Genomic DNA, 13,968 nt, shown 5'->3' on the forward strand with positions numbered 1-13,968 from the left:
GGTCGATTGGAACGCGGAACTCGTGCGCGGGGATCTGGGCAAGGCCGTTCAGCAACTCAAGCGGGAGTCGGGCAAGGGACTGTTCGTGGGAGGTGTGAAGCTCCCACTGGCGTTGACGGAGCTGGGATTGATCGATGAGTACGAGTTCGTGGTGCATCCCAGGCTCGCGGGCCACGGGCCGACGTTGTTCGCGGGGCTATCGAAGCATGTCGACTTGAAGCTGGTGAGCCGGCTGGAGTTCGGCTCGGGGGCAGTGGCGATGCGGTACGAGCCGAGAAGGTAGCCATCGGGCTTGTTAGCCCGAGTCGGCCGCATCATGAAGCGACTCGGGCCAGGCCTTCCAAAGTCTCGACCAACCTGACCATCGCCAGCGCATCCGGTGACAGTAGTCGAGCAGGTCTCGCCTGACTCGGTCTCGGTCGTGCTTCGGAATCTTGTCCACGAAACCCTTCACCGGTGGCATCCCTTTCTGTAGGGCCGCCAGCGGTGGCTGATGCGATACATCAAACACTACAACAAGACCGCCAAGCCGTTCCGGTGGGCCTACGCCGATCCAAGACATTGCCGAGTTGCACTTCGAGGTTCACGAGCCCTTGAGCGGGAGTGCAGGAACGGACCCCCAGACCGACGCTTCGTTCTTGATTAATACGGTTACGCCGTCGATGGAACTCCGACAGATGCTGCTGGCACCGCCACTTCGTCGGTGGCGGTGTCGGGCAGCGGATCCACCCAATCATCGGGCATGTCTATTGAGGTGCCAGGGGAAACACGGCCAAGCGAACGAGGATGTTACGGAATACGTTCCGTAACCGAACTCGGAGACCATGGTAACTGTCATGGCACAAGCCGGCCGCCGGCGATCGAGCATTCGGCAAAAGATCGTTCTGCCCTTCGTCGTGCTGCTCGCCTTCCTGGGCATGGTCGGCACGGCACTCATCACCTCGCGGGCTACCACCGCGACTGTCTCGGCCTTCGAAGGCAGCCTGCTGCGGGCCAGCCTCCTGAGCAACGATCACCTCGCCGTGCTGGAGGCTGAACGCCTGGCCCAGTTGCGGGCTGCAATCGACACCCAGGGCGTCGCCCCCGCGCTTGCCGCCAACGACACCGCCTCACTGACCCGCCTCCTGCGTCCGATCCAGGCCAACGCGACGCCGGCGCAGCTTACCGTTCGCGTCCTCGACGCAACCGGCAAGGAGGTGCTTACGCTCACACCGGCAGGCACCACTCAGCAACTCCAGCCGCTCGGCGACCTGGCGCCGGTTCGTAGCGTGCTAAACGGGGACGTGGACGCCCAGGGCGACAAGTACGTCTTTCCGCGGACTGAGTCGGCCGCCACGATGCTCTACTGGATTGGGCCTGTTCGCTCAGATCCCAAGACGGTGGTCGGCGCGGTTCTGGTCGGCGAATCGATGGTCGAGATCGCCGACAACATCCGCGACTCACGCGCCAGCGAGCTCGTCTTTTATGACCCGACCGGTCATGTTCTCCTGTCTTCGTTGAAGGGCGCGCCCTCCCTGATGCCGAGCGTCCTCGTGCAGCTGGCCCAAAGCCCGGTGCGGATCAGCCTGACGATCGACGACCATCCATACGAGTTCCTGGTCGGCAACTGGCGGCTTCGCAGCAGCTCGATCGGCTATCTCGCCGCCGTGCTGCGAGCTGATGCGGTCGAGGCGTCGGTGGCGCAGATCCGGATGTTGATGGTGCTCGTCTTTGCGGCCGCCGCCCTCATGACCTTGCTCTTTGGAACCCTGGTGGCACGGCGCATCACGCGGCCAGTCGAACACTTGGTGCGCTCGACCGCGGCGGTGTCTGCAGGCGACCTGAGCCATCGGGCCCCCATCGAGACAACCGACGAGATCGGCGCCCTGGCGGAGTCCTTTAACGCGATGGCGGCGAGCCTCGAGCAGAAGACGACGGAGCTGGAGGAGAGCTACTTCGCAAGCATCGAGTCACTGGCGCGGGCGATCGACGCCCGCGACCCGTCGACGTTCGGCCATTCCAGGCGGGTCGCGGCCATCAGCCTGGAGATTGCCCAGGCGATGGGGATTGACGCGGAAAGCCGGAAGACGCTACGGCGCGCGGCCCTGCTGCACGACATCGGCAAGATCGGCATCGAGGACCGGGTGCTTCACAAGTCCGGCCCGCTGACCGATGACGAATGGGACAGCATGAAGCAGCATCCATTGATCGGCTACAAGATGCTTTCCGGACTGAACTACCTGAAGCCCAGCCTTCTGGGCGTCTTACACCACCACGAGCGCTGGGACGGAAAGGGCTTCCCCGCCGGACTCAAGGGTGCCGCGATTCCGACGCACATCCGGATCCTGAGCGTCGCCGACGCGCTCGACGCGATGACCTCGGACCGTCCCTACCGTAAAGGGCTGCCTTTCGAGGACGCGTTGGCGGAGATCCAGAATCGGGCGGGCACCCAGTTCGAGCCCGCGGCGTTCGAAGCGCTAATGAAGTGTGCATCGGCGGTTCGCGTGCTGCTGATGGAGAAGCCCTCCTCCGGCCAACCCACGGTCGACCTCGAATGGTTGGAGCGAAGCGCATGAGTCTCCAGTCACGGCTCCGCCGGCTCGCTGTGCCAGCTCTGTTAATGCCTTTCTTCTGGCTGGCGGCGCAGGTCGCCTCGGGGATTCCACCGTTGCATGTCATGTCCACAAGCGTGGATGGTCTTCAGCTCGCCGACTACCGCCAGGACCCGCTACAGATGCTGGGCATAGCTCCGTTGTCGGATCAGATCTACTCGGATGCCTATCGGGACGCCCTGAGTGGTCGGTCCGGGGTCTCATGGGTTTGGTATGGGGATGCGACACCAAATGGGCAAGTGACGGCAGCGGCGCCCTCAGGTGGTACATCGACGGGCCGCCCGGCTTTCTCCCCGTCGCCGTCGACGGCTGTGAGCTCTCCCATACCGACGGCGTCGCCGTCATCGAGCGCGACTCCGAGCGCATCTTCCACGCCCAACTCCACGGCTACGCCGACCGCAACGGCAAGCGTGATCGCCACGCCGAGCCCGACGGCAAGCGCCACCGCAAGCCCGACTGCAACACCGACTGCAATGCCAACCGCGACCGCTACCCCGATTCCGACCAGCAGCGGCACGTTCACGGGGCGGGTGATCGACTGGAGCACGAACGGCGGCATCCCCGGGGCCACGCTGACCCTGAGGCCGGGCGGTCCCATCACGACAACCGACTCAAACGGCTCATTCACCGAGTCCGTCCCGGCCGGGACCTACACCCTGGCGGTGAGCGCCAGCGGCTACCCTAGCCAGAGCCAGAGCATCAACATAAGGGCGGGCAGCAAGATGAGCGCGAGCATCTGGCTGGTGCCATCCGCTCAGGCCGGAAGCGTCCAGGGGACGGTCACCGATAGCGCCACCGGGCTTCCGATCGCCGGGGTGAGCCTGTACATCAATCAACCGGGAATCACCGTGTATACCGATGCGAATGGGAATTACAGCTTCACCGACCTGTCCGCCGGCAACAAGAGGGTCTCTGCCTCCGCCACAAACTACGCATCCATCAACTCCGGCTGCATCGTGACGGCCGGCAGCACAACGATCCTGAACATCAAGCTGGTCCATATATAGGCTGGTGACTGCTCCGCCCCTGCTAAGTCGCAAGGGCGCCGCAATCCTGACGCCGGGTTGCACGCGGTACCGCCCATTTTGGTTATCGCAACGCAGCGACCGTCAATAGAATTCGTAACGGGCGCCCTGAAGGCGAACATGCCCACGCGCATCTCTTTCCGATGCCGTCGCAGACAGACAGCCGGGTCATTCTGGACAGAAACGGCGCGGAAGCCCTCTTTGGGCAAGGGGACATACAGCTTCTGGAACATGGAGAGATACGCAGACTTCAGGGGTGCTTTGTTAGCGCCGAGGACCTGGACGGGTTCTTCGCGACTATGGAGAAGGCCGTCAGCAGCCGCCAGTTGAGCTTCTAGCCACCAGCGTTCATGGGCCAGGAGACGTCTCCCGGCCCTGTCGCATGCGGCGCTCCTCCTCCAGGGGCCGGCGTCGAAGACGAGCGGCTAGTGCGAAACACCCTCTGCTTCGGTGGGAGAACCGGCACCAGTGAGGACGCCTAATTCGGAAGGGCTGCCTAGCGAAACCAAGGCTGGGAGACGGGCGTGAGCCCCGACGAAGAGGCCCGGGGAAACTCGGGCCTCTCTTTCTTCTGGGCGGGTGTGGCCGAGCCCAAAGACGTCGTCATCTCCATCCTCGGCGCCTGTGCTGCGCTCGCGGGGTTTCATGCTCGTGTTCGTCGGCATCGTGCGGTCGCCCCATGCCCCCGAGTGATCCTCGACGCCGCCGACGCGGCCGAATTCGCGCAGACGCTGCAACTCCTCAGCTACCTGCATCAGGATCAGCTGGGCAGTACCCGATTCCTGACCGACGGAAGCGGCTCGACCGTGGCCACCTATGGCTACGACCCCTACGGCAACCTGACGGCCCTGACCGGCAACGTCGGGACGGCCATCGGATTTGCGGGCCAATATACGGATGCTGAAACGGGCTTCCAGTACCTGCAGGCGCGCTACTACGACCCGCTGACCGGTCAATTCGTCAGCAAAGATCCGATCACCTGGGCGACCGGACGTCCCTACGGGTATACGGCCGGCAACCCCACCAATTTCGTGGATCCAAGTGGCCTCGATCAGCTGCACGACATCTGGAACTTCCTGAGCAATTGGGCAACGCCGATTGGCCTGCTTGCCAGTGTTGCGAGCCTGGTCTTTGGCTTGATCCCGCCGCTCTTTGGGCTCTCGGTTTTCTTTGACCTCCTCAGCACCGCGATGAGCGTCGTGCAGGCCATCAACGATGCCGCGTCGGGGAATTGGTGGGAGGCCGCGATCGCGATCGCGGCGGGCATTGCGGGCAGCGCCGCGCTCTTCTTCAAATTGGCGGCCAAGGCCAAGGAGGCCGTGGCCGCCGCCCGGGAGGGCGTGAGCGTGATCGTTTACATCCGAACGGCGACGTTCTCGCTCCTGGCCGAATACGACATCGGAGGGATGGCGCGGCTGGCCTGGCAACTGGCGAAGGTCAAGGAGATCCGCTCTACGGTCATCTCCAAAGCCCTCGACGCGATTGGGGCTCTCCTCTGGGCGCTGCACAAGGCCACCGAACAGAGCCAGAGCAACCCGGCACCGTCCCCGCAACCGACACCGCAGCCACCGCCGGGCCCGGCGCCCGGTCCGCAGCCCGGACCCGCACCGGCGCCCGCGTGTTGAAATGAAGACATAGTGGTTCGCCGCGTCCTGCGCGCGATGGTTGGCCTGCGAAGTCAACCGTCGACGGACGAGGGGTTCGTCTTCTCGCTGATCGAGAACGGCTCGCTGGAGACCGTGGCCTTCGGCGGATGGATCGTCGCCTGGGCGGTGACCGGGGCGCTGCTGATCATCTCGGGCATGCTGGTCCACGCCTCGTCGATCACGCTCCGCAGGCAGGTCGTGACCGTGGCGGCAATCCTGATGGCGACCTCGGTCATGGGGGTCATCATCCACTTGATCCGCGCGGCGGTGGCCGTGACAGCCGGTCAGAGCCTGGCGGTGGAGAAGCGCCCAGCCAGCGGGTACGACCGTGCGGTCGCGTGGCGACCCCGAGCGGATTCGGGGGCGCAAATACCACTGGTGCTTGGCAAATACGTGATAGGCGATGCCTATGGGAGCCGCCCTGCATGGAGTGAGCTGGAGACCGTCACCTTCGGCACAACGTTGCATGATGAAACCTTGACCATGGCCATGTCGCAGACGGCAGCCAACAAGCGTAAGCCCGAGGGGAGGCGTGCGCGCGCGGTTCTGCTGCGAAGCGATGGGCGGGCGCTCGGCTGCCTCCCCGCCATCGACCTCGCCGAACCCTGGTGGATGGGAACCACCGACCTCCTGGCGGCCCTGCGGGAACGCTTCGGCCTCGACGGCATTGTGCTGCGTCTGGTCAGCGCGTCGACGACCCCCTTTGAGTCCGGTGCCGAAGTCACCTATGCGGTTGAGCTGATCGGAGAGCTTCCGCCGAGACTGCCGCTCGCGCATTGTGACCACCTCGTTCTCGGTGCAGATACCGATCCACGTCGCATGCCCTGGGCTCGGCTCGGAGGCGTGGCGGCAGATATCGGCTGGGCCGATCGCGAGCTGGGCAAGCTCGGGTGGCGGCGGACGGGCCCGGCGGCTCAGGTGCGCAGCTGGAACCTCTCGTTGCTGCTCCGGCTGCCAAGCGACCGAGGGATCATATGGCTGAAGCACGTCCCGCCCTTTCTCCGGCATGAGGGCTCCATCCTCAGGCTGGTCCATGACGCAGGGGCCAGTGTGCCCGCTGTGCTGGTGGCCGATGCACGGGCTGGTTTGGTTCTTCTCGACGACGTGCCCGGGGAGGATCAGTACTTTCCCGATGAGCAGCTGACGGTCCGCATGGTCGAGTCACTCGTGCACCTTCAGCGCCGGATGAGGTCACGTCGCGACGCCATCCTCGCCGCCGATGCTCCCGACTGGACCGGGGCAACGTTGCTGCGGGATGTGTCGCACCTGGCGGCTCGCGACGATGTCCGAGCGGAGCTCAATCCCGCCGAGCAGGTCGGCCTGGACCGGCTCCTCACCAGCATCCCGGCAAGGCTGGACGCGCTCTACGCAAGCGGTCTTGAGGACACGCTCGTCCATGGCGACTTCCATCCGGCCAACCACCGCTTCGACGGCCGCAAGCTTGTGCTGCTCGATTGGGGGGACAGCGGCATCGGTCACCCGCTCCTCGACATGACGTCATTCCTAAGATGGGTGCCGCCCGAGCGGCTTGATCGCGTTCGTGCCGCGTGGATTGCCGCTTGGAAGGACGCCTATCCGTCCGCCGACGTCTCGCGTGCCGCCGAGTTGATCCGACCCATCGCAGCCCTTCGCCTGGCGCTCATCTATAGGAGATTCCTCGATGGTATCGAGGAATCCGAGCAGATTTACCACCGTGATGATCCGGCTGCGTGGTTGCGACGGGCGATCGCCGTGGTGACTACGTAGGCCACTGCGCTAATAAGAACTGATAGAACGACCCCGAGCGGATTCGGGGGCGCAAATACCACCAGTCTTGCTCACATACGTTTGATATAGCCGCACACTAAAGTAGGCGGCCTGTTCGCTTGAGAGCAAGCCCAATCCCATCTGATTCAACACCATCAGCCTGCGCCGCCCTCCTTCATGGGAGGACAGAATCGCTGAACAGTTAGGAGCGGTCACTTTCGCTGAACGTCCACATCAGGACGCCTCTCAGTTGACAAACGCGCCGAAATGGAGTAGCACTCCAACCGAGAGGAGGAGGCTCGGTTTGACTGCCTCGTCGGGGCGGTCAGCAGGGGGAATCAAGGTTCGGTTCTGAGGTGCAGTGTCCTCGATGCGACCAGCTGAATCCGGCCAACGCCCGCTTCTGCCTGCTGTGCGGCGCGGGAATCAGCGTGGCCTGCGCCAATTGTGGAGCGGGACTACCGGCTGACGCAAAGTTCTGTCTCCAGTGCGGGCGGCCCGTTGCAGCGGCCACGCCTGCCGCCTACACACCCGCCCACTTAAAGGAGCGCATCATCGCAGCTCGGACCTCGATGGAGGCCGAGCGAAAGCAGGTGACCGTGCTCTTCTGTGACATCGTCAAGTCGAGCGCGCTGGCTGCCAAGCTCGGCGCCGAGGGCTTTCACGCGCTGGTCAACCGATTCTTTAAGGTTGGCCTCGACGCCGTCCACCGCTACGAGGGCACCGTCAACCAGTTCATGGGCGACGGCTTCATGGCGCTGTTCGGAGCGCCGATCGCGCACGAGGACCACGCACGCAGGGCTGCGCTCGCGGCCATCGAGATCCGCGATCGGGCCGAGGTCGATGTTCGGATAGGCATCAATAGCGGCGGCGTGGTCGTGGGCCCAATCGGCGACGATCTCTGGGTCGACTACTCCGCGTTCGGCGAAACTATCGTCCTCGCCGCGCGCCTGCAGGCAGCGGCCGAGCCGCGGCAGATCTTGATGAGCAACGCGACCGCTCACAGCGTGCGCGGCTACATCACCGTCGCGGCGGCGCCCGAGGTTCGGGTCAAGGAGCGCAGCGTCCAGCCCGTCAGGGTTATCGGGATCGGTCCGAGGACTTCACCGCTGGAACTGCCTGAGCTGGCGCTATCGCCCTTTGTCGGTCGCGACCGGGAGATTGCCGTCCTCCAAGAAGCGCTACGCATGGCATCCGCGGCGGGCGGTCAGATTGTCGGTCTCGTCGGCGAGCCAGGACTTGGAAAGTCTCGGGTCGTGCTGGAGTTTGCAAGGGAGGCCGCCGCCAACGCGACGATCCTGGAAGGTCGGTGCCTTTCCTTCGGCAGCCGCTTTGCATATCTGCCGCTCCTCGAAATCGTTCGACGGATCTGCGACCTGGGGGTTACCGATGACGACGATACTGTCGAGGCTAAGCTCCGCAGCTCCCTTGCGCTATTCGGTCTCGACCAGCATTACATTCCGTTTCTGCTCAACGGGCTGAATGTGCCGCTGCGCCAATCGGAGCTGAAGGACCTCGACCGGCCAACCATCAAAGGGCAGACATTCCGAGCCATGCGCGATCTCCTTGTTGCGACCGCGAAACGGCGTCCGCTCGTCCTCGTTATCGAGGACCTTCACTGGGTGGACCCCACCACGGGCGAGTTCCTGGCTCTGTTCAGTGAGGAAATTGAAACGACGCCAATCCTGCTCGTCGGCACCTTTCGCCCGGGCTACAAACCACCCTGGTCGGACAAGTCGTTCGCCAGGCAGGAGGTACTTTACCCATTGGATGCGACGGCAAGCGAGCACATTGTCCGAACCATCCTCGGCACTGACGGCCAATCCGTTTCCCAGATCGTGGCGCGTGGCGAAGGCAACCCCTTCTTCCTGGAAGAACTGTCGCGGTCGGTGCTGGACAAAGTGGCAGACGAGATGCCGAGCGTGCCGCACAGTGTGCATGACGTGCTGGCGGCGCGCATCGACCGCCTCAGCGAGGGGCATAAGCGGGCCCTGCAGCTAGCCGCGGTGATCGGACGGGAGTTCACCCTCGAGGTCATGGACTCCGTTTGGGACGGGCAGGATGGGCCGGCGGCACATCTTCAAGAGCTCAAGCGCCTGGAGTTCGTTCGTGAGCAGCCGGATGCGGAGCAACGCACCTTCATGTTCAAACATGCGCTTACCCAGGAGGTGGCTTACGACGGGCTGCTCGAAGCCCAGCGGCAGAAATTGCACGAAGCGGTAGGAAAGGCACTTGAACATATCTACGGCGACCGCGCCGGAGAGCACGCCGAGCTACTCGCGCACCATTACCAGCGAAGTGCCAACACCGAACGAGCCGTGCACTACCTGCTACTAGCGAACCGGATCGCGGACCGGCGCAATGCACTCGACGAAGCCTACGAGTATTACCGGGCAGCAAAGGAGCTCCTGGAAAAACTCCCTGATACGGAAGCCAACCGGCGCAGACTTCTAAAACTGTTCGTCGAACAGACGAGGGAATACCACTTCCGCTTCCGCAACCAGGAGTATTACGACTTGCTGACGGCCCACGAGCCGATGGTGCTATCGCTCGGAGATGAGAGCCTTCTCGGCGCCTTCTATGGGCAGCTCGGACACCGCGAACTCGCGATGCTTTTCGACTACAAGCGGGTAGAAAGAACGCTGCAGCATGCCCTCGAGCTCTGTGTACGCTCCGGCAATGTTCGTGACGCGATCTTCGCCGAGGCGGTTCTTGTCTGGCCGATCACGCTGCTCGGTGAGTATGAGCGGGCGCTAGCCCATCGAGAGAAGGCCCGCAAGCTTCTTGAATCGTCTTACGAGTCGTTTCCAATCGATGTTTCGCACGGCGGCGCCTGCCTTTTGCACGTCGCTCGAGGGGACTGGACGGCGGCCCTAGCTGAAGCCGACGCCGGCATCGCGATCGGCCGAGAACGATCAGACATTACGATCATTTCCTTCAATTACTGGATGAAGAGCCATATTCAGGCCGAGCAGGGCGACTGGGCGGGCGCGCTCGAATCAGGACAGGCGAGTATGGAAGCAGCTCCAACGGACTACTTCCGAGGCTTTGCCCAGCTGATGATCGCGCGCGCTCTCTGCCATACCGGGCAGCCGGAACAGGGTCTGCAGATCCAGGTCGGGCTCATCGCTATGCTCGAACGGGTGCGTCACCTGCTCGGCTGGCTCTACTTTTCGCCGGGGCTGGTCGAAGACCTGATTGCAGCGGGTGCTCGAGATGACGCGATCGCCTTGCTCGATCGAATCGAGGATGCCGCAACGCGTGGACCGGCACCGTTGTTCGCCGGAAAGTGCCGCCGGCTTCGCGCCGAGCTCAGTCAGTTGCCGGCCGTTAAGCTCCGCGAGGGCTTGACCGAACTGCGGCGGATCGGCGCTGAGAACGAGGTCGCGCGCTCTCTCGTCACCTTAGCGCGCCTCGAGGCGCAAGCTGGCCACAGGGACGCGGCACTGGCCGCGAAGGAAGAGGCGCACTCGATCTTCGAGCGCCTGGGCACAGTCGTGGAACAAGCTTCATTGGTTCTCGAATCCTGAGTACTCCATCCGACGCCTGATCGCCTAGGAGGTATGCCTCGGTTCATGCCGAGGCTCTCAGATAGTGTTGGCGACCCCGAGCGGACTCGGGGGCGCAAATACCACCGGTTCTTCTCAAATACGTTTGACGGCCAGAGGAGGGGACGGCAGGTAGGATCTCGCTCAATGGGCCTGCACGTCTAAAGCTCCGCGCCCATCTGGGTGGATCCAGACGCAGCAATGACCACCGTCACCCATGCCGTGCCCCACCTCGTCGGCGCCGAACGAGGCGAGAAATTTCCATCCTTCAGCCAGAAACTGTCCGCGCCGCCCTGCAACGTCAGGGCCGTGCCACCCACTTTGTTCCAGTCGTCGTTCGTCGTCTCCCAGTGGCCCTCCTCCGGCCAACCAACGGGATCCGCGCCTGGAACTAGGTCCACCTCGGAAATGACGAAGCCAAATTGCGGCCCATGATTAAATCGTTCGCGATCCAGCTCCGACTCCGGCCACTCATGCGCATAGGTCGGCCCAGTTCGCCTCGCCTCTGTTCGCGTCGATGATCAACCCGAAGGATGCACGATCATCGTATCGGCCCAGGTTTGGAAACTGACGTCAATAAAGATGTGCACGAGCCAGCTGCCGTCTCCGGCCACGCCGGACGGTACAGCGATCTGGCAGAGGAAGGTTAGCGGCAGGCCGACCGACGGATGCACGGGCCATTTAGGTTCTCCTGGGAAAAATGGTTGGCCACCAAAGCGAGTCAACGGAACTGGCTCCTGCGCACTAACCCTTCGCAATCGCATTCCCCATCGGGGAACGACATGCGGATACCTACCTTCCATCTCGGACCAGCATTTAGGCACTAAGAAGACTAGGTAATCAGCGCGATGTCTTGGTCACGACGGACTTTTCGCGCACCTCACGCATTCGTTGCGACGCTGTCGACGTGTCATGAAGCACGATGCGCGCTTCATCGGGATCGGAGCGGCCGGCATTCAGCACCTGAAATTCGGAAGTTTCTGCGCGCTTGGACATTTCCTGCGGAACCGGGTTACCTCGATCGGTACTCACAATGCTATCGTGCTGTTCATCGCCAGCCTCAAAAAAGCCGATATGACCGTCCTGAGCGAAGTACTCGAGGATGGGCGCGTGGTCCCGGTCATCGACCGGCGGTACGACCTCGACGGCGTGCCCGAAGCACTGCAGTACATCGAGCACGGCCACGCCCGGGCCAAGGTCGCGGTGCGCATCTCATGAATGGCCAGACCGCAGTCGAGATTGCGAGAATTGGGGGGATTCTCTTTCTCGTGTCGCTCATCGCAGGCGGCTTCGGTGAGGGGTTCGCACCGTCACAGCTCGTCGCGCCCACCGACGCCGCTGCTACCGCCCATCACATCATCGCCTCAGACGCACTGTTTCGCTTTGGATTTGCGAGCTATCTCGTCGAAGGCTGCTGCAACGTCGCTTTGGCAGTCGTGCTCTTCGTCCTGTTGAGGCGACTTGATCTCTTGGTGGCCGGGCTCGGCGCCTTGTTCCAGGTTATGGCGGCGGCGGTGTTCGCGTTCGCCGAGCTGTTCTACTTCGTTCCTTCGCTTCTGCTTGGAGGCGATGCCTATTTAAAGTCGTTCTCGGCCGACCAGCTCAATTCCCTTGTGCTGCTCTCGTTGAACGTGTATGGGCTCGGCGGGGGCATGTCGCTCGTGTTCTATGGCGTCGGCTCGATTTGCTTTGGCTACTTGATCTTCCGGTCTGGGTACCTGCCAGCGTGGTTGGGGATTCTCGTGGTCGTGGGTGGCATTGGTTTCGCACTCCGGACCTTCGCCTTAATCCTGCTGCCGAATCTCTCGACATCATTTCTCCAGGTGCCCATGATCATCGCCATTGTTGCGATGAGCGGCTGGCTGCTGGTCAGGGGTGTCGACATCGCGAAATGGGAACAGGCGCCCGCACCTGCGGGCGCCTGACCCTTCGGTCCCACTCCACGCGACTCAGAGCGATCGCCACAAGTTCACTCTGTCGTTGTGTTAGCCGTCCGCCGACGAAGCTCCGCAATTCAGCATTGTTGTTTGCGGCGCCTCGGTGCCGATGCCAGCAACGTTGATCCGCTCGTCCATCCTCCACTACCCTCCAGCGCGCCTACGCCCTCTGAGCGGCGAGCACCGTAGGTCCGAGGAGAAACGACCCCAACCGGACAAGTTTCGAACTCCAACTGAATTCAGAAACTGCAATCTGGCTCGCTAGGACCTCGGCTGCGAATGTCTAGCGGACGGTCGGCGGACGGTCGGCGGACGCTCAGCGGATGGAGACGCGGCCTCATCAGCCTCATTCCTCCGGACACCAAGAAGGTGAGCTCTACCGTGGCGGCTAGTCGGCGCCGACGACCTTGAAGTCCTGGTTGACGAAGATGTGGTGCGGCCAGTTGACGCCGATGTTGTGGACCTCGTACTCGCCGTTGCTCAGCTGCACTACACGGTCGACGACGCCCCCCGGGTAGGCGGCCAGCGCAGCTTCCGTCGCCTTATTCGCTGTCGTTCCCCTGACGATCGTCCCCGACCCCTGAGTGTAGTTCGGCGGGATCTGGCCGGACTGCTTTGACGTGGTCGGTGCCCCGCGCTGGAAGGGGATCACCCCTGCCGCCGCGGAAGTCGCAGATCCGCCGCCGCCAGTTGGTTGCACGATGACCTGCGTGGCCGTGATGGTCGTGCCGCTGGTTGTCCCGAGTACGAGGACGTCTTCGCCTGTTGAAATGGCACTCGCCGAGATCGAGCTCGTGCCTTTCTGGTATGTCGTAGTGGACGCCTCGTCGACGGTCACCTTCTGACCCGCTGATGTCGACAATGTGAAGCCCGTCGTGGACACGGTAACGACCATGCCTACTGCTCCCCCTGAGGCCGGTCCGGACCGAGCGTTGGATCCGCCGCCGCCCGATCCGAGGCCGCCGGCTGAGCTGCTGCCGGCTGATCTTGGCGAGGGGCGCGTGACTGTGGCCGAGGACGTGCTGCAGGCGGCGTCAAGGAGGATCACCGCAGACATCAGCACAGCGACTATGACCCATCGATTTCCTCTGCCCGCCAGCAATCGCATCACCACTCGCCGGCGTAGCTGTTTGGCCATAATTCAGAGAGTGGCAGACGTTCATTTGAGATTGATGTGTGCGGCCTGTGGCGGGACTGTGACTGCTGCGGCGCCGCACCCGTCAACGCCACCGCATCACAACCGCCTGCGAATCATCGTTATGAACGCCGAAAACCGTCCTTGCCGTTAGCCACTTCTCGTGGCGCGGTTTGCGCAGATTAGGGGGAGCTCGCACGCACGTCACTCGAAGATGACTGGCTGGTTGACCGAGGACTCGCAGGCCCGAGGCTCGTCTAACAGCCGATCAACGGACCTGGGGCAGTCGGCATGCCGCCGACTTCGAGTTGGAAGTGCAGATGCGCGCCGATTGAGAGAC

At 63.1% G+C, this 13,968-nt stretch carries 12 protein-coding genes; 8 read left to right on the top strand and 4 right to left on the bottom strand.

What is annotated here, in order from left to right; translation table 11 throughout:
* Window positions 1-283: dihydrofolate reductase family protein (locus tag VHK65_08065; protein ID HVS06109.1), on the top strand; the 283-nt coding region annotated here is incomplete at its 5' end.
* A 553-nt stretch (window positions 284-836) separates the two neighbouring features.
* A complete protein-coding gene (locus VHK65_08070; GenBank protein ID HVS06110.1) occupies window positions 837-2,555 on the top strand; it encodes an HD domain-containing phosphohydrolase in 1,719 nt (572 codons plus the stop codon).
* A gap of 202 nt (window positions 2,556-2,757) precedes the next feature.
* On the opposite strand, the gene VHK65_08075 is transcribed toward VHK65_08070, so the two are convergent.
* On the bottom strand, window positions 2,758-3,219 hold the full coding sequence (locus VHK65_08075) for a hypothetical protein (GenBank protein ID HVS06111.1): 462 nt from the start codon (window positions 3,217-3,219) through the stop codon (window positions 2,758-2,760).
* A gap of 94 nt (window positions 3,220-3,313) precedes the next feature.
* Between VHK65_08075 and VHK65_08080 the strand changes: the two genes are divergently transcribed.
* From VHK65_08080 to VHK65_08095, 4 genes are all read left to right on the top strand, one after another.
* The gene (locus tag VHK65_08080; protein HVS06112.1) at window positions 3,314-3,598 is read left to right on the top strand and encodes a carboxypeptidase-like regulatory domain-containing protein; all 285 of its coding nucleotides are present in this window, start codon (window positions 3,314-3,316) and stop codon (window positions 3,596-3,598) included.
* A gap of 542 nt (window positions 3,599-4,140) precedes the next feature.
* The gene (locus tag VHK65_08085) at window positions 4,141-5,241 is read left to right on the top strand and encodes an RHS repeat-associated core domain-containing protein (protein HVS06113.1); all 1,101 of its coding nucleotides are present in this window, start codon (window positions 4,141-4,143) and stop codon (window positions 5,239-5,241) included.
* A gap of 12 nt (window positions 5,242-5,253) precedes the next feature.
* Entirely contained in the window at window positions 5,254-7,008 is a 1,755-nt protein-coding gene (locus VHK65_08090; protein HVS06114.1) for an aminoglycoside phosphotransferase family protein, read from the top strand.
* Between the two features lie 572 nt (window positions 7,009-7,580).
* Window positions 7,581-10,538: an AAA family ATPase gene (locus VHK65_08095; GenBank protein HVS06115.1), complete on the top strand. Its 2,958-nt coding sequence runs from the start codon at window positions 7,581-7,583 to the stop codon at window positions 10,536-10,538.
* Between the two features lie 179 nt (window positions 10,539-10,717).
* Here the strand turns inward: VHK65_08095 and VHK65_08100 are convergent, their stop codons facing one another.
* Entirely contained in the window at window positions 10,718-10,957 is a 240-nt protein-coding gene (locus VHK65_08100; GenBank protein HVS06116.1) for a hypothetical protein, read from the bottom strand.
* A gap of 120 nt (window positions 10,958-11,077) precedes the next feature.
* Window positions 11,078-11,230 carry a hypothetical protein gene (locus VHK65_08105; protein ID HVS06117.1) on the bottom strand — a complete coding sequence of 51 codons (153 nt, stop codon included), beginning with the start codon at window positions 11,228-11,230 and terminating at the stop codon, window positions 11,078-11,080.
* 217 nt (window positions 11,231-11,447) lie between these two features.
* Here VHK65_08105 and VHK65_08110 point away from each other — a divergent pair, with 217 nt between their 5' ends.
* Together VHK65_08110 and VHK65_08115 are read left to right on the top strand one after the other, a co-directional pair.
* Window positions 11,448-11,774, top strand: coding sequence for a zinc-binding dehydrogenase (locus VHK65_08110; GenBank protein HVS06118.1), 327 nt, complete (start codon window positions 11,448-11,450; stop codon window positions 11,772-11,774).
* A complete protein-coding gene (locus tag VHK65_08115; protein ID HVS06119.1) occupies window positions 11,771-12,481 on the top strand; it encodes a DUF4386 domain-containing protein in 711 nt (236 codons plus the stop codon). Before VHK65_08110 ends, VHK65_08115 begins: the two co-directional genes overlap by 4 nt.
* 400 nt (window positions 12,482-12,881) lie before the next feature.
* Here VHK65_08115 and VHK65_08120 read toward each other — a convergent pair whose 3' ends face one another.
* Entirely contained in the window at window positions 12,882-13,388 is a 507-nt protein-coding gene (locus VHK65_08120; GenBank protein HVS06120.1) for a hypothetical protein, read from the bottom strand.
* Between the last annotated feature and the right edge of the window lie 580 nt (window positions 13,389-13,968).

Source organism: Candidatus Dormiibacterota bacterium (assembly GCA_035544955.1).
GTDB lineage: Bacteria > Chloroflexota > Dormibacteria > CF-121 > CF-121 > CF-13.